Genomic DNA, 24,271 nt, shown 5'->3' with positions numbered 1-24,271 from the left:
AGGCCTCAATCCCATAACAGAATTTGCAGGTTCGACTTGACCGGTACGGTCAGGCCGTCGGTGCCACTCAGCGGGGTTTGCGTGCCGCGCAGCGGGTCGTACAGGGTCGCGCCGGTCAGGCCGGGCAAGTGCGCGTTGCCGCCCTGGGCCGACCAGAAATACCAGAGTTTGTGGCCATCGGCGCGGGTCCAGCCGATGCTGAACAAGCCGTCCGGCAATTGATCGGCGGTGGGCGGGTCGCCGGGTGTGAGCTGCGGCCCACTGACGTCGAGGAAGTTCTTCAGGGCGGTATAGACCGGCTTGGGGTTGGCGTCGATGTCGAGCAAGCCGTAAGACTGGTCGCGTACGCTGGCGCGCTGGTCGAGGTCGCTCAAGGTGAACAGGAAGATTTTGTCGAAATCCATCGCGCTCATCAGTGCCACGCGGCGCACTACATAATCGGCCTGGCCCTGCAAGGTAATCAGGTCTTGGGCGTCTTTGGGGCCGGGGTAGGTTGACCAGCCCCACTCGGTGCTCCACAGCGTGTGCACGCCACCGGCGCGCAGGGACTGGTTGAGCGCCGTGGTCTTGGCGATAAAGTCCAGGTTCGATGGGTCGTTGCCTTCGGGCAATTGGGTGTAAGGGTGATAGGAAACCACCGTGTTCAAACTGGCCACGCCCAGCGCGCCAAGGGCCGAGAGCATGGTCTGGCCGTTGGGCATCTCGCTGAAGAACGCCATGCCGGCGGCCACCACTGGTTTGTTCGCATCCACTGCGCGCAAGGCGGCGGCGGTGACGGTGAGCAAGTTGGCATAGCCCGCCGGGTCGGCCGCCGGGCGCCAGAAGCCGAGCAGGTTAGGTTCGTTCCACGCCTGCCAGGCATCGACGCTGGGGTAGCGTTGCGACAACAGCGCCATGCGGTTGGCGAACACATTCGGGTCCTTGGGCGGGTACTGGTCCTGATACGGCGCACCGACCGGCGCGGTGGTGGCGAAGGGCGCCGACCCCACCAGGTAGAACACCGACTTGAGCTGGTTGGTTTGCAGGTTGGCGACCAACTGATCCAGGGTCGCGACCTGATACTGGCCCTCGGCAGGCTCCAGCTGGTCCCAATGCAGATCCAGGCGCACCCATTGCAAGCCCAGGGCCTTTAGACGGTCGATCTGCAGTTGATACAGCGTAGGGCTGAACCACAGGAACTGCGCGTTCACCCCCAGAAAGTCCTTCCACACCACCACCTTGTTGCCCTTGAGCACATGGTTTTCGGCGTCGGCCTGACGCCCCCACATAAAGGCGCTGAGGCCGATTGCCGCAACCACGGCCAGGGTGGCTAACCACGTGCGTCTAGGTGCCATAGGGTGCTCCTGCAATGGCCTGCTCAAAGAGCTGCTTGAACTGCTGCGCGGTCAATGGCCACAGGCGCTCGCGGCCAATTTCCCCGGCGCGTTCGGCCCAGTCGCGGGCCAGGGTCGGTGTGCGCGCCAGGCGCAGCAGTTGTGCGCTCAAGGCAGCCACTTCGCCTTGGGGATAAATCGCACCATTGCCGCTGGCGACTTCTTCGGCAAACGCGCGCGCATCCGACGTGATTGCCCCGCGTCCACACGCCGCGGCCCAGGACAGCGCGCCACTGGTGCCGCGTTGGCGCCCCAGCAGGCCGAGTTTTTTTGATTCGCGGTACGGCAGCACCATCACATGGTGCGCCTGGATCGTCTGCGCAATCTCGCCCGCCGACAGGTTCAGCCGCCAGTCGATGGAACCCGCCAGGCCGAGGTCGGCGATCTGGCGATTCAACTGCTCCAAGTAATTGCCGCCTGCGCCAAATGCCATTTCGGCGGCAGTGCCACCGGCCAGGGTCAGGCGCACACGGTCACGCAATTCGGGGGCTTGCTTGAAAGCATCGGCCAACGCCTGCAACAGGTCTTCAATGCCTTTGCCACGGTAGATAAAACCGAAATACAGCAGGTGCAAGGTATCCAGCGACGGCAACGGTGCCGGCGCAATCGCCAGGTTGGCGTGGTTGATCACCGCCACCTTGCCGGCCGGCAGTTGCATGCGTTGGGACAAACAATCGGCGCCCAGGTGGGTGAGGGTAATCAGCCGCGTCAGGCCCTGGGCGACCTGGCGTTCTTCACGCAAGGTCAGCGGGTCGGCCAGCACCACGGCCGCTTGCGGCAATGGGCTGGGCAGACGCTCCAGCAGGTTCAGCGGAAAGGGCAGCTGTTCACGCCGCCAGACCATGCGTTCGGGGTCATGCACGGTGGCGGTCAGTGGCAGTTTGGGATGGGCCTTGCGCAACTCGCGCAGGGCCAGGAACTCCCCGAGCCGCCCGCCACCCAGCTCGGCGTGGACCAGGTCCACGCGTTGCCAGTCGAAACCGGCGATGGCCTGCTGGATTGCGGCGCTGCTGCCCTCCACGCCGCTCAACGGTGTCGCCACCGTCACGCCCAACTGCTCCAAGGCCGTCTTGAAATGGTTCGCGTAGTCGGCGATCCCGTTTTTTTCCGGCGGCAAAGGCGCGAGCAGGGCGATGCGCATCAGAACGCTCCCCGGTATTTGGCGATGGTTTTGAGCACCTTGGCCGGTACTTCAAATTTGCGCCGGTTGATGATGATGCCGTCCACCTTGCCGAAGGCGGTGTTAAGGATCGACAGCGCGTGTTCCACCACCGGCACGGTGCTTTTCTGCGCTTCCACCACCAGGGCAATCAGGTCGGCGCGGCGCAGGTTGATAAAGGCATCGCGGTTATCCAGCAGCGCCGAGGCATCCAGCAGGACCAGCTCGCCGGGTGCCGCCGGTTGCGCGCCGCCGACCCGCACGTTTATGCCGTTCTCCTGCAGCAACTGGCGCAGCTGTTCGACCACAAAGGTCACGCCCTCGCCATGCCGTGCCGAAGTCAGCCCCAGGGTCATGCCGCGCTCGGCAATGCGGTCCAATTGCAGCAAGCCATACAGGCGGTAGATGCTCGCATTGAACGCGTTGGTACTCTGCGCGGTGCTGGTGTCCAGCTCCGGCAAGGTGGTCCACAGCGGCAGGCCGAACTTGCGCTCCACCAAGCCGCCGTCGTGAATGCGCTGGTCCAGCAGGTAGCACAGGTAGATCACCAGCAGGCCGACGACGATCGAGAACGGAATCGCCAACAGCAGCATCAGCAGGGTTTTCGGGAAGATCCGGCCTGGGTTCAGGGTGGCTTCTTCGATCACGGCAATGTTGCTGATCTGGCTCTTGTCCAGCTCACGGTCGATGCGCGATTTTTCCAGGTTGTCCACATACAGCGCGTAGTTGCGCTCGGTGGCGCTCAGCTCGCGGGAGAGGCGCGTCAGCTCCGGCTCAATTTCCAGCGCCTCCTTGCGTTGTGCCTCAAGGTTCACCAGTTGTTTCTGCTGCTGAACCAGTTGGGTGCGCAGTGCCAGGTTGTTGCTCGACTCATCCAGCAGCACGCGCTGCAAGTGAATTTCAAGGGTGTTCGGCGCGCGGTTTTCCGAGCTTTGCACCGTGTTGCTTTCACCGGCCACCTGCGCCTGCATCGCGCGAATCGACGCATCCAGGGCTTTGACCGGCGGCGCGTTATCGGTGTAGGTGCGCATCATGTCGGCCTTTTCCAGCAGCTTCTGGTTGAGCAGGCGACGCAAGTCCTGTTGCTGCGGGTTCAGTGCGATCTGGCGCACCGTGGTGACTTCCTTGGGCTGGCCCTTGAGTTGGTCGCGGGTGCTCTGGATCGCGCTGTCGGAAGAGGCGATCAGGCGCGTGGTGTTGAAGGTCTCGCCACGCAGCACATTGATGCGTTCGGATAGGTCTTCCAGGCGGTCAGTGATGCTCGCCGCGCCGATCTCGTTCAAGTGCTTGAGGATCTGCTCCTTGTAGCTCTTGATCTCGGTGGCGCTGGTATTCACCTGGCCTTCATAGAAGGCATACAGGCTCTTGCGGCCCAGTGCCTGGGTGCGTTCGGTGATGTAGGTCTCGACCCAGTCCTTGACCACCTGTTGGGCGATTTCCGGGTCACCCCAGCGAAAGCTGATGTCCATCACCGTGGAGCCCACGGCGTGGCTGACCTCGAAGTTTTTCTCAAGGCTGGCGGCCAGGCGTTCCACAGGCGTGGTTTTTTCCAGGATGCCGACGGTTTCCAATACCACGCGAACCCCATCGAACACCGCGCCCACACCTTCCTTGAGGTAGTACTTGGTGCGCTTCCAGAAGCCTTCCGGCGGCGGTGCGTTGGCGATCACTTCCAGGTAATGCTCGGCCACCGTGCGCACAATCGGTCGGCCGGTCAGCAGGCGCTCCTCGTCGACAATCGGGTCGCGCTGGGTGCTGGGCATCACGATGGCCTGGCGGTTGCTGATCTCGATCGGCAAGGTCGAATCACGCCCCGGCTTGACCAGCAGGCGCGCGGTGGATTCGTACTTGGCCGGCAGCAAAAAGGCCCCCAGCAGAATGATCACCAGCGCCGCGATGGCCGCCAGTTTGAACTCATGCCGGAAGATGAAGAACAGGCGCAGAAGATCACGAAAAGAACGGATCTCGATCATGGGATGTCGCTCCTTCAGTTATTGCCGCCGCTGGTTCGGGTGTAGTTGTAGCCAACCCCGATCGACTTGGTGAACGGGATCAGTTGGTTCAAGTAGGTATCCACCCCTTGGATGCGCTCGCCGACGTTGGATTTGGGCACGAACACCACATCGCCGCGTTGCAGGTGCACCGGTTTACGCCCGTTGGGGCCGGGCTTGAGGTATTGGCTGAAATCCAGGAAGTAGGCGTGATAGGCGCCCTGGGCATCTTCTCGCAGCAACGCGACCATGCTCGCGTTGCCCGAGGGGTTGACCCCGCCGGCGCCGACGATGGCTTGCTCCAGGGTGTTGGCCGTGCCCAGCTGCACCGCGGTGGGGTTATTCACCGCGCCGCCGACGATCACCGAGTTGCCCGGTGCCTGGTTAATGTTCACCGTCACCCGAGGTTCGCGATACACCGGCGCGAGCTTGTTGCTCAGCTCGGTGGCGAGCTCCGAGGGCTGGCGCCCAGCGACCTGGATCGGCCCCAGGAACGGGTAATTGATCTTGCCGTCGGTCTGCACCGTGTACAGCGTCAGCTCATAGATGGTGCTGACGTTGAACGCCGACAGCGTCGGCATTTCCCCGGCATCGCGCACGATGCGCAACTGGTCGCCGATGCGGATGCGCTCCACCGCCGGCGGCAGTTGCGCAAGCTGGTCGAGGGCGCGTTTGCCGTCTTCAACGGTCTGGTCGTCCGGCGGGACGATGCGTGCGGGCGTATTGCAGGCGGCCAACGCCATCATGGCCAGGACGAGCAAGGTTCGTTTCATCAAGGGGGACTTCCTGTAGGTCATGATGCTCACCTCCAATAACCGGGGAACATGCTGATGCGCCGCTTGAGGGCGAGGGGTAGCCGACGTTCCAGATGGCCCAGCCGGTAGCCGAGCAACTTGAACGCGCTGCGCACCAGTACTTCGGGCACGCGGTGCAATGCACCGGCTGCGCGCAATGCCGCGAGCTCAGCCAGTACATAGCGTTTACCTTCACCGCCGGCATCGCCAAACGCCTGGCGGATCCACGGCTCGCGACCGTAGAACACGCCAATGTCGAAGTAGCGGTGAAACTCATCCATGAGTCGGTAATCGTGGGAGTGGTACACCCGCGCAGTGGCGGCGTAGCGCACGGTGTAGCCTTCGAGCAGCATGCGCGCGGCGACGTAGGCGTCTTCGCTGCCGATCACATCGGCGGGGAAGCCGCCGACGGCCTGCAAGGCGCTGCGTCGGTACACGGAAAACGAGTCGGAGCTGAAGCAGGTCTTGATCCCGAGCGTGGGCGCGTCGGCCATGCGCTTGGTGCGGCTCTGGTCCGGGTAATTGAAGTGCCGCGACTGCGCGCCCAGCACGCCGGCGCCGGGGTGCGGCAACTGGCGACCGTAGGCCACGCCGGTGAGCGGGTCTTGCTGCAGTTCATCGAGCAGGTTGGCGAAGGTCTCGGCATCGGCGGGGATCGCGTCCTGGGTCATCACGATCAGTGCGTCACCGCTCACCTGTTCACTGGCCCAGCGGCGTGTGCCGCCGTGGTTGAAATCACGTGCATCGATCACCTCGACCCGGGCGCCGAATTCGCGAAAGCGCGCCACGGTGTCATCGCTGGACGCGCTGTCGACTACCAGCATCTCGTCCGGTTGCAGCGTCTGCATGTGCAGCGCAGGCAGCAGTCGCGCCAGGTGACTGGACGCGTTGCGGGTCGGGATGATCAACGAGGTGCGCATGTCACTTCTTCACTTCTGCCGGCGCACGTCCATAGATGTCGTCAAAGCGCACGATGTCGTCCTCGCCCAGGTACTCGCCGCTTTGCACCTCGATCATCACCAGGTCGATGATGCCGGGGTTGGTCAGGCGGTGCTTGTGCCCGGCCGGGATGTAGGTGGACTCGTTGGCATTGATCAAAAACTCACGCTCGCCATTGGTGATCTGTGCGGCGCCACTGACCACCACCCAGTGCTCGCTGCGGTGATGGTGCATCTGCAACGACAGCGAGGCCTGGGGCTTGACCACGATGCGCTTGATCTTGAAGCGGCTGCTTTCCTCCAGCACCGTGTAGGTGCCCCATGGCCGGGTGACCGTGCGGTGCAGGCTGAACGCCGGATGATTCTGGCGCTTGAGTTCGGCGACGATGTAGCGCACATCCTGGCTGCGGTTGGCGTCGGCGATCAGCAGTGCGTCGGGGGTGTCGACGATGATCAGGTCGCGCACGCCGACGGCGCCGAGTACGCGCTTGGGCGAGTCGATGTAGCAGTTGTGCACGTCATGCAAAATCGCTTCGCCATTGACCTGGTTGCCATGCGCATCGCTGGGCGTGAGCTGGCGCAGCGCTTCCCAGGAGCCGATATCGCTCCAGCCGATGTCGCAGGGCACCACGGCGACTTGCTTGGACTTTTCCATCAAGGCCACGTCGATGGAAATGTCCGGCGCGCTGCCGAATGCATCCGCATCCAGTTCGCGCTGGCGCGAGGTTTTGTTTTGCAGGCCATGGCTGTGTTCCAGGGCCGCCCTGGCAGCGGTCAGCACCTCGGGGGCATGGGCGGCGAGTTCGTCCACCAGGGTGCCGGCCTTGAAGCAGAACATGCCGGCGTTCCACAGGTGCTTGCCGCCGTCGAGGTAGGCTTGCGCGGTGGCCAGGTCAGGCTTCTCGACAAAGCGTTTGACCCGGTTGCCGGTGCCCAGCGCGTCACCTTTTTCGATGTAGCCAAAGCCGGTTTCCGGGTGATCCGGCTGGATGCCGAAGGTCACCAGGTAGCCGGCTTCAGCCAGGTCGCGAGCCTGGGTCACCGCCTCGGCGAACGCGACTTCATTGAGGATCAGATGGTCGGCGGGCATCACCAGTAACTGTGCGTCGTCGCCGAAATGCTCCTGCACATGCAGCGCCGCTACGGCGATGGCCGCTGCGGTGTTACGCCCGAAGGGTTCGAGCAGCAGGTCCAGGGGCAGGTGGGCCTTGTTGACCCCTCGGTAGTCATCCAGGGTGCGAAACAGCAGGTCGCGGTTGGTCACCGTGAGCACGCTTTCCACGCCGGGCAACTTGGCCGCGCGCTGGAAAGTCTTTTGCAGCAGGCTCTGGCCGTCACGCATGCGCATAAAGGGCTTGGGCATGTTCTGCCGCGAGACCGGCCATAGCCGCGTACCCGAACCACCGGAAATGATGCAGGGAATTAATCCGTTGAGGGTGTTCATCAATAGACTTCCTTGGTGGAGAGGACGGCCGGGACCGTCATGAAGACGATGTACAAGTCAAACCACACCGACCACTTGGAGATGTACTCGAGGTCGTACTCGACACGTTTCTGGATTTTGAACAGGGTATCGGTCTCGCCCCGATAGCCGTTGATCTGCGCCCAGCCGGTGATGCCTGGCTTGACGCGATGGCGCGAACTGTACTCGCTCACCGCCACTTCGAACGGAATACCGGCGGCTTTGGTGGCCGTGGCATGCGGGCGCGGGCCGACCATGGACATATTGCCCAGCAGCACATTGAACAGCTGCGGCAGCTCGTCGATGCTGGTCTTGCGAATGATGCGGCCCACCCTGGTAATGCGTGGGTCTTTGCGGGTGGTCTGTTGTTCGGCGGTGAAGTCACTTTGGTCGGTGAACATCGAGCGGAACTTGAACACGCGAATCTCGTTGTCGTTGTAGCCATAGCGGTTCTGGCGAAACAGCACCGGGCCCTTGGAGTCGAGCTTGATGGCGATGGCCGTGCACAGCATCACCGGCGACAGTGCCACCAGGGCCAGGCTGGCCAGCAGTAAGTCTTCACAGCGCTTGATAAAGGGCGACCAACCGCGCAACGGCAGCTGTGAGGTGTTGAACATCAGGATGCCGCCCACGTCGGTGATGCGGCTGTGGCCGTAGCGCAGGGCGGCCATGTCGGGCACCAGCATCACGTTCACCGACATCTGCCGCAGGCGGTTGACCAGCCCATGAATGCGCTGCTCGGCGGCCCATGGCAGGCAGATCATCACCTGGTTGACCTGCTCGGCGCGGATCAGTTTTTCCAGGTCACGGGTATTGCCCAGCAACGGCAGGTTGCTCAGCTCCTTGGGAATGCGTTCGGTGCGGTCGTCAATGAAACCGATCAGGCCGGAGCGGATATCGCCATTGCGTTGCAGGTGGTCGGCCACATGCACGGCGGTGTCGGTAAAGCCCAGGATGACCGTGCGTTGCAGGTACTTGCCCTTGCGCATCAGGTTGCGATACAGGCGCAGCATCACCAGGCGTTCGACGCAGAACAAAGCCAGGCTGGCGATGTACCAGACCACCAGGTTGCGCGGGGTCAATTGCGGAAAAAACTGCAGGATCTGGTACATGAACAACAAGATGCAGAACGCCGCGGACCAAGCCACGATGCTGGTGCGCAGGCGCAGGCGATTGCTGAACAGCTCTTCGGAGTAAATCCCCAGAGCCTGAAACAGAATAATGCTCAGGACTGCAAAAAACAGCAGCAGGCCGAGAAAGTGGGACAGTAGCTCGGGGGCCAGCGGGTCAAGGAACAACACCAGCACCAAAGGTGGCAAAATCGCAGTCAGGCCGTGGACCAACTTGACGAAAACAACAAAAAATTCAACGAATCCAGCACGGGTCAGAAACAGGCTATCGACTGACGACTTTTCTCGCATAACAACATCCCTCATTGCACTCCAGACTCTCTGTTCGGCTACTTCACCCTGCTTGAAAAGAGGACAAAACGAACGACGGCTATGCTGGGTAAAACGCAACTATTTCATCCAAGTGCAACCATCCAAATGGAGGAAATTGGCAGGGGCAGTGACTAAAGGGGTTTTCCTTTTATTGGCTTGGTCAAAAAGTTGACTGTGGGGCGAATGTATTATTCCAGACACATTGGTTGGGGTTTTTAGGTGTCATGTTATTGACTTTCCTTGTTCGTGCACTCGGTCTTGGGGTGTGATTTTGAGTGTAGGAACAAATATGGGAATTTTCCTGCTGGATGAGTAAACCTTTTTTGAAAGAGCCAGAAAAAGGGGACAGAGAGGGCGCGGCAGTGCACGCAAACAAGGCCTGGCAGGAGACGAATTTTTTTGTGCAGAAGGGTAGAAATGTATCCAGCACAATTTTTTGTTTGTGCAAGGTTCACCGATTAACCTGCGGGCTTTCCTTGGTGGATGGCTTGAGCATGATCGACCTCGCAACCCTCGCGGTGTTTTCCGGCGCTGTTTTGCTGTTGCTGCTGTCACCAGGGCCGAACATGGCGTTTGTGATCAGTCACGGCGTGAGTTATGGCTGGCGCGGGGGTATGGCTTCAAGCCTGGGGATCTGCGTGGCGGACCTGCTGCTGACCGCCTTGACCGCTACCGGGGTCACCGCTTTGGTCGCCAGCTGGCCGCCGGCGTTTGATTTGATTCGGTACGCTGGAGTGATCTACCTGGTATGGCTGGTGTTCAAAACCCTGCAAAAAAACACCGGCCTGGACATGACCCAGGTCCATCACGTGCGTTTGCGGCATGTGTTTGTGCAGGCCATGTTGAATAGTTTGCTCAACCCTAAGGCGTTGCTGTTTTTCATGGTGTTCCTGCCCCAATTCGTCAAGCCAGAGGCCGGCTCCATCGCGGTGCAACTGTGGGTGCTGGGCGGCGTTCTGACCCTGATCGCCGGGGTTTTCCATGTCTTGCTGGGCATTTTTGGCGGCGCGATCAGCCGAGTGTTTGCGGGCAGTAGCCACAGCGCCAGGCTGCAGAAATGGGGCCTGGCGACTGTGCTGATGCTGTTGGCGGCGCGGTTGGCGTTTATGTCTCGACCTGCCTGATCCACCGCCCTAACAGCACGACCGCCACAGCGTTTGCTGCGGTCGTGCCATCAGCCCAACCGCGCCGCCGCCCGCGCCACAATTTCGCCGCGCACCCGACGCGATTCCGCCGTGCGCTTGTTGGCTTCCTCCAGCACATGTTCAGGCGCGGTGGCCGGGCTGCCCGCGTCAAACGGCGGTGCCGGCGCGTATTCGATCTGCAATTGCACAAGCTGTGCGGCGGCTTCGCTGTAAAGTTCGGCGGCCAGGGTCAGCGCGAAGTCGATCCCCGCAGTGATCCCGCCACCGGTAAACAGGTTGCCGTCACGCACCACGCGCGCTTGCACCGGGATGGCGCCCAGCGGGGCGAGCAGGTCGTGGTAGGCCCAGTGTGTGGTGGCTTTGCGGCCGCGCAGCAAACCGGCCGCGCCGAGCACCAGTGAGCCGGTGCATACCGAGGTCACGTAGCGGGCGGTCTGCGCCTGGGCTTTGAGGAAATCGAGGGTTTGCGGGTCTTCCATCAAGGCGCCGACGCCGGAACCGCCGGGCACGCACAGCACATCCAGGCGTGGGCAGTCGGCATACGTCATGGTCGGAGTGAACACCAGCCCGGTGCTGGAGGTGAGTGGTGCCAGGTCTTTCCACACCAGGTGCAGCTTCACATCCGGCAGCGAACCCAACACGTCATAGGGGCCGGTAAGGTCAAGCTGCTGGATGCCGGGGAACAACAGAAAACCGATCTGCAAGGTCATGAATCAAGCTCCGCTAAAGGGGTGGACGGCTTCACTGTAGAGGCCTAGGCTTTGGCGAATACGCCATTGAACCCACAAATCACGCCAATCATGACCCGGATCATCCACGTTCTCGCTTTTGATAATGCCCAAGTGCTCGACGTGACCGGGCCGTTGCAGGTGTTCGCCTCGACCAATGACCTGGCGCGCCAGCGCGGCCTGGCGTTGCCTTACGCGGTCTCGGTGGTCGCCGCGCAGGACGCGCCGGTGATGACCTCCGCCGGCCTGGCGTTGGTGGCCGAGCCGCTGCCCGCGCCGGATACACCCTGCGACACGCTGGTGATTGCCGGCGGCTGGGGCGTGTACGGCGCCGCCGAAGACCCCGCGTTGGTGCAATGGGTGCGCGAAAAGGCCAGGCACACACGGCGCATGACATCGGTGTGCACCGGGGCTTTTTTGCTCGCCGCCAGCGGCTTGCTCGACGGCTGTCGCGTGGCCACCCACTGGACCCGCTGCGAAGAGCTGGCGCGCAAGTTTCCCGCGCTGACGGTGGAGTCCAACCCGATCTTTATCCAGCAAGGTGCGGTGTGGACCTCCGCCGGCGTCACCGCCGGCATCGACCTGTGCCTGGCCCTGGTGGAAGAAGACCTCGGCCGCGCCGTCGCCCTGGAAGTGGCACGGCATCTGGTGGTGTTCCTCAAGCGTCCGGGCGGGCAATCGCAGTTCAGCGCAACCTTGTCGCTGCAAAAGGGCGACAGCCGCTTTGCCGACTTGCACGCCTGGATGGCCGACAACCTCACCCTGGACCTGAGCATCGCCACCCTGGCCGCCCAGGCCGGCATGAGCGAGCGCAGTTTTGTGCGCCACTACCGCACCGAAACCGGCCAAACCCCGGCGCGCGCCGTTGAGTTGATCCGCGTGGAAACGGCGCGGCGGCAGTTGGCCGACAGCACGGCATCGATCAAACGCATTGCCGTGCAGTGCGGTTTTGGCTGTGAGGAAACCCTGCGGCGCAGCTTCCTGCGGGCCTTGGATGTCACGCCCCAGGCCTACCGTGAGCGCTTCTGCCAACCGGTTTGAATGAAAACGTACAGAGTTGAACCAAGCTGCTATGTTGGCGCAAGTACCCCGTGCAGCGACTTGCGCCACTCTTCCCTCCGCCCCCCGGCGTGACCTGCCCCATGAAGCCATTGCCTGCGATCAACGCCGATCCCCTGCGGGACGATTGCGCGAGCGAGCCCATTCACATTCCAGGGACCATCCAACCTCACGGTTTGTTGTTAACGCTGAGCGAACCGGCGTTGGTGGTGCTGCAAGCCAGTACTAACCTCAATGCAGCCTTGGGGCTGGGGCCTGCATCGTTGTCGGGCAAGACCCTGGCCAGCCTCGTTGGCGATGTGGCCTTGGCCGGTATTCGGTTGGCGCTGGCAGACCTGGACGCGGATGAAGATGAACTGCATCAAGTAACGCTCAATGGCGACTTGTTTGATGCGTTATTGCACCGCCATCAAGGCCTGTTATTGCTTGAGTTGGAACGCTCCGTGACGCCCCGGCATGCAGCTCAAATGCACGTGGCCCGAACCTTGCGCCGCCTGCAGTCGGCCAAGAGCCTCGATGGGCTGTACCAGACCTGTGTCACCGAGATTCGCGCGCTCACCGGCTATGACCGGGTCACCCTGTATCGCTTTGAGCAGGAGGGCCACGGCAAAGTCATCGGCGAATCCCTCAGCGATGGTATGCAGCCGTATCTGGGCCTGTGTTTCCCTGCCTCGGACATCCCGCCCCAGGCCCGCGAACTCTACCGGCTGAACTGGATTCGGGTGATTCCCGACGCCGAGTACCTGCCGGTGCCGATCCTGCCGGCACTGCGCCCCGACACCGGTCAAGCCCTGGACCTCAGCTTTGCGGTGCTGCGCAGCGTCTCGCCGGTTCACTGCCGCTACCTGAAAAATATGGGTGTGCGCTCGTCGATGAGCATTTCTCTGCTCAAGGACGATCAGCTCTGGGGGCTGATTACCTGCGGTCACCGTGAGCCCTTGTGCGTGCCCCATGAGTTACGCACCGCCTGTATCAGCATCGGCCAATTATTGTCGATGCAGATCACGTTGCTTCAGGAACAGGAGGCGCGTCGTCAGCAGCAGGAAAAAACCAGCATGATCGACAGCCTGGTCGCCGCCATGGCCACGCAAACGTGCGACGTACTGGAGAGCCTTGTGCCGCACGCGCACACCTTGCTGAGCCTGACAGCCGCCGAGGGCCTGGCCATTCTGGTGGAGGAACGCCTGCATCGGTTTGGCGTTTGCCCCAGCGAGGCTGAGATTCGCGCGCTGTACCCGTGGATTCAGCAGCAGGGTAAGGGCGTGGTCGCCAGCCACCAGTTGTCCGCCGACTTCCCGCCGGCCATCGCCTACCAGACCGTCGCCAGTGGTTTATTGGCCTTGCGACTGCCCAAGCCTACGGACAACGCAGTGATGTGGTTCCGCCCTGAGATCAAAACCACCGTGCAGTGGAGCGGCGAACCGATCAAACACAGCGAGGCGGGTGCGGCGGCATTAAGCCCGCGCCAGTCATTTGCCCTATGGAAACAGCAGGTGGACGGCAAGGCGCTGCAATGGTCGACCTCGGAGTTACAGGCCGTGGACAACCTGCGCCGTAACGCCCTCGAATATGACCTGGCGCGCCAGGTACAGCGCGAGCATGCAGCCGTGCGGGCGCGGGATGAACTGGTAGCGGTGGTTTCCCATGACCTGCGCAGCCCGCTGACGATCCTGCTGATGCAATGCGGCATGATGCGCAAGATGGTGCCCACCGACGACACCAAGGCCACTCTGCGTTTGAACACCGCGATTGAAACCATGCAAACCGCGACCGCGCGTATGAACACGTTGCTGGAGGACTTGATCGACCTTTCCCGCATTGAAGCGGGACGCTACGAGGTAGCCTTGCAGGCGGTGGACGTGGCGCCCATGCTGGAGCAGCTCGGTTTGATGTGGCACCCGCTGGCAGTAGCCAAGGGCGTCAACCTGACCTGGCGGACCGCGCCAGGGCTGTGCGTGCAGGCCGACCCGGAGCGTCTGTTCCAAGTGTTTTCAAACCTGCTGGGGAATGCCCTGAAGTTCACCGACCTGGGCGGGGCGATCGAGGTGATTGCCCAGGCAGCAGGCGACGATGTGCTGTTTCGCGTGTGTGACAATGGCGCCGGCATCGGCGCGTCGCAGTTGCCCTACATCTTTGAGCGCTACTGGACGTCCCGCGAGGGCAACCCCAATGGCAGTGGCCTGGGCTTGTATATCTGCCATGGCATCATCGAAGCCCATGGCGGCTCGCTCTGGGCAGAAAGCGTGGTGGGGCAGGGCAGTGTCTTCAGCTTCAGGATCGCCGCCGCGCTCTCACGTTCTGTCGAGTAATTCAAACAACGCCTCAAGGGTCACCTGCGGCGCTTCCTGGAACACATTGTGGCCAACGCCCGGCAACACCTGGCGCCGATACACGCCGCTGAAGCACTCCAAGTCGTCGTCCTCAACCGGGGCCGGGCCGACGCCATCATCGGCACCGCACAGCGAAATGCTCGGCACCGAAATCGGCGGTTGCAGCGCCAGAGCCTGTTCGATCGCTTCCAGCGCAGGGTCGCCGGGCGCATACATGAAGCGATGGCGATAGGAGTGAATGACCACCTCGACAAAATCCGGGTTATCAAACGACGGCGCGGTCTTGGCGTAGAGGCTCGGCCCTTCGGCCCAGGTTGGCGACCACAGCGTCCACAGCAGCGCGCACAGCTCGCGGCGATTGGCAGTCAAACCGTCCACGCCGCGCTGGGTGTGAAAGTAGAACTGATACCACAGGCGATGCTCTGTGTCGGGCGCACGCGGCTTGAGGGACTTGGCGATGTCCTGAATGTTGTAGCCATCCCCCGTCACCAACCCTCGTACCCGTTCGGGCCACAGCGCGGCGACGATACACGCGGCGCGGCCACCCCAGTCAAAACCCGCCAACGTGGCTTGCGGGATGTGCAGGGCATCCATGAAGTCCAGCAGATCCTTGGCCAACGCCGCCTGTTGCCCGGAGCGCATGACCTGCTCATTGATAAACCGCGTCGGGCCATACCCGCGCAGGTACGGCACCAGCACACGGTAGCCACGCTCGGCCAGCACCGGCGCGATGTCATCGTAGCCACGCGGGTCGTAGGGGAAACCGTGCAGCAGAATAATCGGCGCACCGCTTTCGGGGCCGTGAGCTTCATAGGCCACGTCGAGCATGGAGGTGCGGACGTAGAGCAGTGGGGCGAGTGGGGTCATGACGGTCTTCTCGTGGCAGGCCAAAAAAGGAAGAACTCTAGTCAAACGCGGTGACGGAATATCGAGCGAATGGAGGCAATGGTCTTACTTGTCTAGACACTCCCGCGCCAACAACCCCAACACATTGAGGTCATGCCGCTGGCCATTCCAGAACCCGGCCTCTCGCAAAGTGCCTTCAGCTTTAAAACCGAGTCGTTCCAGCAGTGCATGTGACGCGGTGTTCTGCGGGTGCACCAAGGCTTCGACGCGATGCAACTGCATATGCTCAAAGCCCCAACCGAGCATGGCCTGCAAGGCTTCGCGCATCAAGCCTTGCCCACGAGCAGCAGGGGCTAGTTCGCAGGAGAGGGCGCAACTGTTCCAGGCGCGATTCCATTTGAACAGGCCGCAACTGCCGATCAATTTGCCTTGGTATTCAATACCCCAACGCGTGCCTGGGTTTGGATGGGTGCGCCACTGGGAGAACGTTTCGATCAGGGCTTCGGCCTGGGCGAGGTCAGTCATCGGGTCGACGCCGTACCAGCGCATGCTCTCAGCATCGGCGTGAATGGCGAACAGCACAGGGGCGTCGGTTACTTGCAGTTCTCGCAGGTGCAGGCGCGGGGTAGCCAGGGTGGGGAATGTGTTCATGGCGCTATTGTCGCGAAAACCTGATTGCGATCAACGATTTTGGCAAAAGGAGGCCGCCACACATCTACCTCCAATTTTCCCGGGCAATCCCACGACAAATCCGCCCATTCTGCACAGCCCACCTCAGGGTTGCCACACGGTCTTTACCCCACTGAGTTTGCGGTCCAAAAATGTTGCCGCGCTGATCAACGCCAAATGGCTCAGCGCCTGGGGCGTATTGCCCAGGTGACGGGCCTGGCTGTCGAATTCTTCGGCGTACAGGCCTAACGGGTTGGCGTAGCGCAGCAGTTGTTCGAATTCCAGGTGGGCTTTCTCCACTTGGCCGGCGCGGGCCAGGCATTCGACGTACCAGAACGAGCAGGCAGTAAAGGCGCCTTCAGTGCCTTGCAGGCCATCGATCTGGCTGTCGTCGTTGCGGTAGCGATAGACCATGCCGTCACGCACCAGGCTTTTCTGGATCGCTTCCAGGGTCGACAGCCAGCGCGGGTCGGTAGCCGCAACGAAGCGCACCAGCGGCATCAGCAGCATCGAGCCATCCAGCGCGGTGCTGCCGATATGTTGCACAAAATGCCCGCGTTCTTCGTTCCAGAAATTGCTCCAGATGTCGGCGTAGATGGCCTGGCGGGTCTGGTCCCAGCGTGCGAATGGGGCCGGCAGCGAGCGTTTGGAGGCCAGGCGGATCGCGCGGTCCAGCGCCACCCAGCACATCAGCCGCGAATGCAGGAAGTGATGCTGCTCGCCGCGCATCTCCCAGATGCCCACGTCTTTCTGGTTCCAGATTTCGCAAACCTGGTCGGCCACCTCCACCGTGTGTTTCCAGCCTTCGTGGGAAATCGCCTCGCCGTATTTGTTGACCAGGTAAACCGCGTCCATCAGCTCGCCGTAGATATCCAGTTGGATCTGGTCAAACGCTTCGTTTCCGACACGCACCGGCTTGGCGTCGCCGTGACCACGCAAATGGTCCAACTCGGTTTCCGGCAGCTCCTGACGCCCGTCGATGCCGTAGAGGATATTGATTTTGGTCGGCTGGCCGCAGCAGTCGCTGACCCGCCCCTTGAGCCAGCGCATGTAGCTGTTGGCTTCTTCGACAAAGCCCAGGCGCATAAAGGCGTAGACGGTGAACGAGGCGTCGCGGATCCAGGTGTAGCGGTAGTCCCAGTTGCGTTCGCCGCCGGGAGATTCGGGCAGGCCGAAGGTGGCGGCGGCGATGATTGCGCCGTGTTTGCGTGAGGTCAGAAGCTTCAAGGCCAGCGCCGAGCGGTTGACCATTTCACGCCAGCGTCCACGGTAATTGGACTGCGCGATCCAGCCGCGCCAGAACTTCAGGGTGCGTTCCAGGTACAGGTCGGTGCAGTCGTTGGTGACGCGTGGGTCGTCGGCGCCACCCAGGACAAATTCGGCGCCTTGCTCCTGGCTCAGGCTAAAGCTTGCGACTGCCGCCTGGTCTTCAAGGCTCAGCGGGTGGCTGCCGATCAGGCGCAGGCCGGGCTGGCCGTCAGCGGTAAACAGCACGCCGCCGTTATCGGCCGTCGCCTGGGTCGTCGCACGGGCGTAGTCATGGCGCACAGCGCAACGCAGGTGAAGGGTGGCTTTGCCGCTGACCACACGCACGCGGCGAATCAGCAACGGCAGTTCATCGACGTCTTCGCTGACGGTCAGCAGGTCAGTGATTTCCACCACCGCTTCATCACTCAGCCAGCGGGTTTGCAGCACATTGGTGTCGGGCAGGTAGATTTGCTCGCGGCGCGCGTTGGGCAGGTCGGGGGTGAGTTGGAAAACACCCGCCTCGGGCGAGTCCAGCAGCGAGCAGAAGATCGACGGGCTGTCGAATTCCGGCCAGCAGAAAAAGTCGATGCTGCCTTTGTCATTAACCAATGCGGCGCTGCGCATATCGCCAATAATGCCGTGGGCATCGATGGCGCTTTGCGGTTCGTTCTTGAAATCAACCATTGCCACGAAACTCCGGATAAAGGCTCATGCCGCCATCAATAAATAACGTGCTGCCGACCACGTAATCGGAGGCATCACTGGCCAGCCAGACCACGGCGTTGGCGACGTCTTCCACATCGCCCACGCGGCCGTAGGGAATCAACTTGAGCAGTTGTTTTTCAGCTGCGCCTTCAGTGGCCGCACGGTTGATTGCCGTGCGAATCGCCCCTGGCGCGATGCCATTGATGCGGATGCGCTGTTCGCTGACTTCCTGGGCGAGGGTGCGCATCAGCATCTCCACGCCGCCCTTGGAGGCTGCGTAATTCACATGCCCGGCCCAGGGGATGATCTGGTGCACCGAACTCATGTGGATGATTTTGCCGGCCGCCCGCGAGACGCCGTCGCGAATGCCTTGGCGATTGAAGATCCGCACGGCGGCGCGGGCGCACAGGAACTGGCCGGTGAGGTTGACGCCGATCACGGTGTTCCAGTCCTCAAGGGTCATGTCGACCAGATTGGCGTCTTTTTGCAGGCCCGAGTTGGCCACCAGAATGTCCAGATGGCCGAAGGCATCGAGGGTCTGGGCGAACAAGCGCTCCACGTCGGCCTCTTTGGACACGTCACCACCGATGGCAATCGCCCGCCCGCCGTTTGCGTTGATTTGCGCGGCGAGGGCTTCGGCCGGCGCCGCCTGGGAATTGTAGTTGAGCACCACGGCCGCCCCGGCTTCGGCTAACGCCTTTGCCGCACCTGCGCCGATGCCGGAACTGGCGCCGGTGACCAGGGCCACTTGTTGCTGCAAGGAGATCTGCATTGCCCACCCACCGTTTTATCAGAGTCCTTTGTGCTGACTGGCACGCGTCGGTAGAAGTTCAGCAGCCTCAAGTGGGTTTTTTTGCGAAGGATTTGTATTTTATGGAATAAAAAACGGTTCGCAAATAATTAAAAGTAATTAATAATCCACCAAAAACCGTTTGACAGGATATTGCTGCGGGCGTCTTATAAGCACACCTCAATGTGCTCCGCTGGTAGTTCAGAAGTCATCGCGGATATACCTATAAGAGATGCCTATGCACCCATCGGCCTTTATAGGGGAACTACCAGTTCAGGGGGCAGCGCTTGTCCGTGTGGGCGTGCCTAAGTTAGTGATCTTCGATTGCGACGGTGTACTCGTGCAAAGCGAAGAAATCACCCTGTCTGTACTGATTTCCCTGCTGAATGAACAAGCACGTCGTGATGCGCATGAGACTACGGGTCTTGACTTAGTAGAATTCATTGAGCGATTTCGCGGGCGAAAGATTGCCGACTGCTTACGTGAAGCCGAACGGGTATTGAATATTTGCCTGGACAGTCAGTTTGAAGAAACTTATCGCCAGCGTGCTGGGATCGCTTTGACCGCGCATTTAAAACCTACTGAGGGTATCAGTGAGGTGCTCGAGAACTTGAGTATTCCTTTTTGCGTAGCTTCGAGTGCGCCCCGGCATAAAATAGAACACTGTTTGCGTCTCACCGGACTGCTCTCTTATTTTGAGGGGCACATATTCAGTTGTTATGAGTTAGGTCGCTGGAAGCCGGATCCTCTGGTGTTTTTGACGGCGTGCGCCACTTATAATGTTGATGTCCGTGATGTATTAGTTATTGAGGACAGTGTGGCCGGTATTCAGGCGGCGATTGCGGCGAACATCAGAGTATTGGGTTTTGGACCGGTCGACCGGCATTCAATGTTGGTCGATGCGGGGGCGTTAGCGTTTTCCGATATGCGTGAATTACTCACGATTCTACAGTGATATGACAACTCAAGGAGGAGGCGTTGTGACGACATCAGGTTATACCGAGCGGCTAAAAAGTAATGACCAAAGTTCTGAAGTTTGGTGGGACTCTTCGCCTGCCGTCTATGCACCTTATAAGAAATACTTGCTTGAAAAGTACCCGGCCGCCTTCAGTTCCATAGAACAGTTAATGCCAGACACGTTTTCGCAGCCCGGTGGGTTCAGCAATGTAACCACTAACCCTCGTCTGGTGACTGCGGTAATTCTTGAGAAACGCGAGTATTGGTTGTCGCGGTTTAATCTTGCCAAACTGACGCCCCAAGAGTTGCGCCGCAAGCTATACGACGAAGTGATCGTGCAGGGGGCTTCGGACCTGAAGCAACGCTGGGTTCAATCTGCCCAGTGTGAAGGGTGGATTTGCGCTCAAGTCGATCCTGTCGATGTGCGCTGTGCCGAACGCATGACTGCCAGGGGCGTGGCACTGCGTCAGTTGGCTGCGAATGTGATGGTGAAGGTGCCCGCAAGCCTGGAGGGCCTTACGACTGTCGAGCACTTAGTGGCGCAAGGCAGTTCTCTCAATATCACCTTCTGCTTCACGGTTGCGCAATTTCAGGCAGGCATCCAGGCCATAGAACGTGGAAGGATGACTGCGCGCAGCAAGGGCATCGACACACGCCATTGCAAGTATGTGATCACGTTCATGATCGGCCGCTTCGCCTGTCAGCCCGAGTTTGCGTTACAAGCGGCAGAGCGTGGCCTGACGCTGAGTCCAGAGGATCTGCGCTGGGCGGAGTTGATGGTTTATGAGCAGATCCAGGCACTGGTCTCGGCGTCTTCCGCTCCAGTCAAAACCCTGCTTTCCAGTATAAAAGTCGATGTGGACGAGCGTGGCAACAAGCACTGCTGGCACTTGGAGAAGACCGGCTTGCTGGCGACGTGCTACACACTGACGCCGCAAGTGGTCGAGTTTCTGATTGAGCGCGAAAGTCGCGGTAAACCGGTATTTCCTGCGGGGGAACCCTTGAAGCCACCGGCTTCGACGCTCGCGAAGTTGTTTCGTATTCCGTATTTCTGCGAAGCGTACTGCCTGGACGGCATCGAGCCTTATGACTTTTGCAATCATGAGGCGTTTATCAATACGTGCAATGAGGCCAACAGTGCGCATCGGCGCCTGGCCGATTTTTGCACTCGACTCTGCCCCCCTACGCACCCTTTCAGCCGTTCGCTCAGTGCGATCATGGCGGCCGAATACGGGGTGCTCGTATGAACAAGATGGTCGGGTTATGGGCGCACCCACGTTCTCGCTCCACGGTGTTGGAACGCGTATTTATCGAGCGCAAAGACTTTGAAGTTTTCCACGAACCGTTTGCCCATATGGCATTTTCTGCTGACTCTGCCATTCCGTCGGATGAATGGGATCACAGTTTTCCAACCACGTATCAGGCAATAAAAGAGCGGCTGGTCAAGGCCAGGGAGACGGCCAATGTCTTTCACAAAGACATGTGTTATCACTGCCTCGATGACTTGAAAGTAGACGTGGACTTCCTGGCGCAACAAGACAATATCTTTCTTATTCGGGAACCCGCCAGCAGCATTCTTTCGCATTATCGCGTGCACCCCAATATGCCGTTGCAAGCCATTGGCCATAAAGCCTTGTATGAGATCTTTTGTGTGGTCACTAAGCTCACCGGTAAAATGCCCTATGTCATAAATGCTGATGACCTGGCGGCAGCGCCGGAGCGGGTGATTGGCAATCTGTGTGACTACTTGGGTATTGAATTCCTGCCGCACGCCATGGTGTGGAAGCGCGAGTGCCCAGAACAATGGAAAACCTGGCGAAGTTGGCACATTGCCGCAGAAAACAGTGAATGCATTATTTCACCGAGTCAGCCTCACCCTGATAAAGAGGTGCTCGATAACACCCCGGCGTTAAAAGCGATGTATGACTATCACCGGGTTTTTTACGCGCGCATGAACGAATTCTGTCAATAGGGAACAGGGCATGAAAAAGTTGATTATTACGGGTGCCGCGAATGGAATTGGTCGGGCGACCGTGGAGCAGGCAATTGTCGATGGTTACTTTGTCATTGCCGTCGATAAGGACGTGGACGCCCTCAACATCTTGCAAAAGACTTATAACACGAGTGTATTGGAAACGCAGGTTGCCGATCTTTCCGATGATGCTGTGATCAAGGACTTTATTCCAAGCCTGTATGCGCGTCATGCCACTATCTATGGGTTAATTAATAATGCAGGGGTGTATCACGGCAAAAGCATTTATGCCTATTCCGATAACGAAGTGGATGAAATGCTTAACGTTAACCTCAAGGCCTTGGTTTATCTTTCCAAAGACTTCGCCGAGCGCGAAATGAAGCACGAAGCGCCGCGCAGCATCGTCAATATCACCTCAGTGGCAGGGGAAGTGGGCAGTTGTGATGCCCTGTACGGCGCCACGAAAGCCGCAGTGATCGGCTTGACCAAGGCCAACGCCTGGAACTTCGCGCCTTTTGTGCGGGTAAACGCCGTGTCTCCGGCACTGATTCACGACACGGCCATCTACGACACCATTCCTGAGTATCGGCGCGCGGAGTACGCGCGCCAGGAAATTCTCAAAGACCCCATCATGCCCAGTGGTGTGGCCGAGGTCATCTTGCTGCTGGTCGGTGAAGGTTTGCGGCATATGACCGGCAAGGTTATCCCGGTTGATAACGGAGCCTACCCACGGTGAGCCAGCCCCTACCGAAGAAAAAGTTGCTGTTGGTGGGCGCCGGTAATTTGTGCCTGCAGATTCTCAAGATTCTGGCACCCAGGAACAGGTTCGAGTTTGTGGTGCTGGGGCGCAACGAAGAAGCGACCATCCGCCTGTGCAACCTGGTGACGCTGTCGTGTGCACAACTAGAGCAGTACGTGGCTATCTCGCCGGTGATCGCGGACTTGACGGATATCGGCAGCGTGACCCAAGTGCTCCGGGAACACGCGCCGGACATCATCGTGAACTGCGCCTCGTTGCAGTCATGGCGAGTGATCACCGGGTTGCCCAAACACTCGTTCGAACAACTTGACCAGGCACAGTTCGGCCCCTGGCTACCCATGCACCTCACACTGATGCATGCCTTGATGCAAGCCGTGAAGGCCTCCGGTATCGCGACCCTGACCGTCAATGCGGCCTTTCCCGATGCCGTCAACCCGATTCTGGCCAGGGTCGGTCTGGCGCCTGATATAGGGGTGGGTAATGTCGCCAACCTGATTCCGGCCGTGCGTTTGTCCATCGCACGGTTGCTGAAGTGCTCTGCCGCGGACGTGGAGGTGATGCTGTATGCCCAGCATTATTTTAGTCACTACGTGCCACGGGGCGGCCTGCCTCCGCGTGCCAGCTACCGCTTGCTGTATGAAGTTCGCGGCCAGCGTACGGTCGCTCGTCTGTCGGATGAGGTGATTTTTTCTACGGTGAAAAACGAGTTTCGTCGCTTGGGTGGGGTTGATGGGCAGTTTCTAACCGCGTGTTCTGCGGTCACCGTGATCGAAGGGCTGTTCTCACCGACGCCGGTCCTCGTGCACGCGCCCGGTCCACTGGGGCTGCCGGGCGGTTATCCGGTATGGCTTCAGGACGGACGCATCAATGTGCAGTTCTCCGAGGACTGCCCATACGACGACGCGGTGCGCCTCAATAGCATTTGCCAAAGCCACGATGGTATCGACGAAATCCATTGTGACGGTTCGGTCACCTTCAACCCCAGGTGCATGGCAATCATGCAGACGATGCTGGGGTACTCCAAGCAAATCATGTCGGTTCAACAGTCCGCTGACTGTGCTCATGAACTGGCGGAAAAGTACTTGTCTTTCAAGAATTCAACCTGGTAGGGAGCGGTGTGCCATGAGTCAGATCCCGGGGAATAGACACGCGGAAGTAGCCCGTTATTCAGCACAATATTCACAGGATTTTGTCGAGCGCTGGGACGCGTTGATTGATTGGGAAAAAAGAAAGGCCGGTGAGGATGGTTTCTTTGAGCGGCTGCTCGAAAGGCACGCGGTGAAATCGGTGCTGGATGTGTCCACGGGCAGTGGATTCCATGCGGTGCAACTCAAGCAGGCAGGTTTCAAGGTGGTCGCTACGGACGGCAGCGGGACGATGCTGAAAAAAGCCCGGCAAAACTTCCTTGAGCGTGAGTTGGATATTGAATCCCACCAAATGGAGTGGCTTGACCTCGACCCGGACGTGTTGGGTACGTTCGATGCCGTGGTGTGCCTGGGCAGTTCACTGTGCCATGTGTTTGAGGCGCACGACCGCATGAGCGTGCTGCGCAAATTCAGGGCATTGCTCAAGCCAGGCGGTGTGTTGATTGTTGATCAGCGTAATTTTTTTGCTATTCGCGCGGGCAACTTCAAATCCAGCGGCAATTATTATTACTGCGGCGCCAGCGCGTCGGTCAGCCTGGGAAGGGTTGATGCACAGGTGTGCGAGTTCATTTACGACTTTGCAGATAAACAACGCTACAGCCTGAAAGTGTATCCGTTACTGCCCGCAGAACTGGCCAGCGAGATTCAGGCCAGCGGCTTCTTTGCCCATGAGGATTACGGTGATTTTCAGCGTGACTTCGACAGGATGAATTGTGATTTTGTCATCCACACCGCCTGCGCCGTGTGAGGGAGTCATG

The 24,271-nt window shown here is 60.1% G+C and carries 21 protein-coding genes; 9 read left to right on the top strand and 12 right to left on the bottom strand.

Features of this window, described 5'->3' with window-relative positions; genetic code table 11:
- Positions 1–5: 5 nt before the first annotated feature.
- From K0H48_RS16970 to K0H48_RS16940, 7 genes are read right to left on the bottom strand one after another with little or no spacing between them, the layout of a single operon-like run.
- Positions 6–1,334 (bottom strand): beta-galactosidase, encoded by a 1,329-nt coding sequence (locus tag K0H48_RS16970; RefSeq protein WP_219268347.1) that lies wholly within the window; start codon positions 1,332–1,334, stop codon positions 6–8.
- Entirely contained in the window at positions 1,324–2,514 is a 1,191-nt protein-coding gene (locus tag K0H48_RS16965) for a glycosyltransferase (protein ID WP_219268346.1), read from the bottom strand. Before K0H48_RS16965 ends, K0H48_RS16970 begins: the two co-directional genes overlap by 11 nt.
- Positions 2,514–4,505, bottom strand: coding sequence for an exopolysaccharide transport family protein (locus tag K0H48_RS16960; protein WP_219268345.1), 1,992 nt, complete (start codon positions 4,503–4,505; stop codon positions 2,514–2,516). Before K0H48_RS16960 ends, K0H48_RS16965 begins: the two co-directional genes overlap by 1 nt.
- A gap of 14 nt (positions 4,506–4,519) precedes the next feature.
- Complete coding sequence (locus K0H48_RS16955) at positions 4,520–5,296, bottom strand: polysaccharide biosynthesis/export family protein (protein ID WP_058420822.1); 777 nt, start codon at positions 5,294–5,296, stop codon at positions 4,520–4,522.
- Between the two features lie 29 nt (positions 5,297–5,325).
- A complete protein-coding gene (locus K0H48_RS16950) occupies positions 5,326–6,237 on the bottom strand; it encodes a glycosyltransferase family 2 protein (protein WP_138815439.1) in 912 nt (303 codons plus the stop codon).
- Position 6,238: 1 nt separating this feature from the next.
- Entirely contained in the window at positions 6,239–7,699 is a 1,461-nt protein-coding gene (locus K0H48_RS16945) for a mannose-1-phosphate guanylyltransferase/mannose-6-phosphate isomerase (protein WP_219268344.1), read from the bottom strand.
- Positions 7,699–9,138, bottom strand: coding sequence for an undecaprenyl-phosphate glucose phosphotransferase (locus tag K0H48_RS16940; RefSeq protein WP_219268343.1), 1,440 nt, complete (start codon positions 9,136–9,138; stop codon positions 7,699–7,701). Before K0H48_RS16940 ends, K0H48_RS16945 begins: the two co-directional genes overlap by 1 nt.
- Before the next feature lie 515 nt (positions 9,139–9,653).
- Here K0H48_RS16940 and K0H48_RS16935 point away from each other — a divergent pair.
- The gene (locus K0H48_RS16935) at positions 9,654–10,283 is read left to right on the top strand and encodes a LysE family translocator (protein ID WP_219268342.1); all 630 of its coding nucleotides are present in this window, start codon (positions 9,654–9,656) and stop codon (positions 10,281–10,283) included.
- A 50-nt stretch (positions 10,284–10,333) separates the two neighbouring features.
- On the opposite strand, the gene inhA is transcribed toward K0H48_RS16935, so the two are convergent.
- Positions 10,334–11,014, bottom strand: coding sequence for an isonitrile hydratase (gene inhA / locus K0H48_RS16930; protein WP_219268341.1), 681 nt, complete (start codon positions 11,012–11,014; stop codon positions 10,334–10,336).
- 90 nt (positions 11,015–11,104) lie between these two features.
- On the opposite strand from inhA, the gene K0H48_RS16925 reads away from it, so the two are divergent.
- Together K0H48_RS16925 and K0H48_RS16920 are read left to right on the top strand one after the other, a co-directional pair.
- A complete protein-coding gene (locus K0H48_RS16925) occupies positions 11,105–12,073 on the top strand; it encodes a GlxA family transcriptional regulator (protein ID WP_219268369.1) in 969 nt (322 codons plus the stop codon).
- Between the two features lie 101 nt (positions 12,074–12,174).
- A complete protein-coding gene (locus tag K0H48_RS16920; protein ID WP_219268340.1) occupies positions 12,175–14,400 on the top strand; it encodes an ATP-binding protein in 2,226 nt (741 codons plus the stop codon).
- Here K0H48_RS16920 and K0H48_RS16915 read toward each other — a convergent pair.
- From K0H48_RS16915 to K0H48_RS16900, 4 genes are all read right to left on the bottom strand, one after another.
- The gene (locus K0H48_RS16915; protein ID WP_219268339.1) at positions 14,383–15,288 is read right to left on the bottom strand and encodes an alpha/beta fold hydrolase; all 906 of its coding nucleotides are present in this window, start codon (positions 15,286–15,288) and stop codon (positions 14,383–14,385) included. The two genes, K0H48_RS16920 and K0H48_RS16915, sit on opposite strands and share 18 nt — an antisense overlap.
- A gap of 84 nt (positions 15,289–15,372) precedes the next feature.
- A complete protein-coding gene (locus tag K0H48_RS16910) occupies positions 15,373–15,918 on the bottom strand; it encodes a GNAT family N-acetyltransferase (protein WP_219268338.1) in 546 nt (181 codons plus the stop codon).
- A gap of 123 nt (positions 15,919–16,041) precedes the next feature.
- A complete protein-coding gene (locus tag K0H48_RS16905; protein WP_219268337.1) occupies positions 16,042–17,868 on the bottom strand; it encodes a glycoside hydrolase family 15 protein in 1,827 nt (608 codons plus the stop codon).
- Positions 17,861–18,661, bottom strand: coding sequence for a glucose 1-dehydrogenase (locus tag K0H48_RS16900; protein WP_138815448.1), 801 nt, complete (start codon positions 18,659–18,661; stop codon positions 17,861–17,863). The genes K0H48_RS16905 and K0H48_RS16900 overlap by 8 nt, the downstream gene beginning before the upstream one ends.
- Before the next feature lie 256 nt (positions 18,662–18,917).
- On the opposite strand from K0H48_RS16900, the gene K0H48_RS16895 reads away from it, so the two are divergent.
- The 6 genes from K0H48_RS16895 to K0H48_RS16870 are packed head-to-tail and all read left to right on the top strand — an operon-like array spanning position 18,918 to position 24,261.
- The gene (locus K0H48_RS16895) at positions 18,918–19,634 is read left to right on the top strand and encodes an HAD family phosphatase (RefSeq protein ID WP_219268336.1); all 717 of its coding nucleotides are present in this window, start codon (positions 18,918–18,920) and stop codon (positions 19,632–19,634) included.
- Between the two features lie 25 nt (positions 19,635–19,659).
- Entirely contained in the window at positions 19,660–20,883 is a 1,224-nt protein-coding gene (locus K0H48_RS16890; protein WP_219268335.1) for a transaldolase family protein, read from the top strand.
- Entirely contained in the window at positions 20,880–21,608 is a 729-nt protein-coding gene (locus K0H48_RS16885) for a sulfotransferase family protein (RefSeq protein WP_219268334.1), read from the top strand. The genes K0H48_RS16890 and K0H48_RS16885 overlap by 4 nt, the downstream gene beginning before the upstream one ends.
- 10 nt (positions 21,609–21,618) lie before the next feature.
- Positions 21,619–22,344, top strand: a complete 726-nt coding sequence (locus K0H48_RS16880; protein ID WP_219268333.1) for an SDR family oxidoreductase — start codon at positions 21,619–21,621, stop codon at positions 22,342–22,344.
- A complete protein-coding gene (locus K0H48_RS16875) occupies positions 22,341–23,477 on the top strand; it encodes a hypothetical protein (RefSeq protein ID WP_219268332.1) in 1,137 nt (378 codons plus the stop codon). The genes K0H48_RS16880 and K0H48_RS16875 overlap by 4 nt, the downstream gene beginning before the upstream one ends.
- A gap of 13 nt (positions 23,478–23,490) precedes the next feature.
- Positions 23,491–24,261: a bifunctional 2-polyprenyl-6-hydroxyphenol methylase/3-demethylubiquinol 3-O-methyltransferase UbiG gene (locus K0H48_RS16870; RefSeq protein WP_219268331.1), complete on the top strand. Its 771-nt coding sequence runs from the start codon at positions 23,491–23,493 to the stop codon at positions 24,259–24,261.
- Positions 24,262–24,271 lie beyond the last annotated feature (10 nt).

Source organism: Pseudomonas sp. Xaverov 259 (assembly GCF_019352915.1).
Taxonomy (GTDB): Bacteria; Pseudomonadota; Gammaproteobacteria; order Pseudomonadales; family Pseudomonadaceae; genus Aquipseudomonas.
Note: the sequence above shows the minus strand (reverse complement) of the source record. Positions and strands in the feature narration are given on the sequence as shown.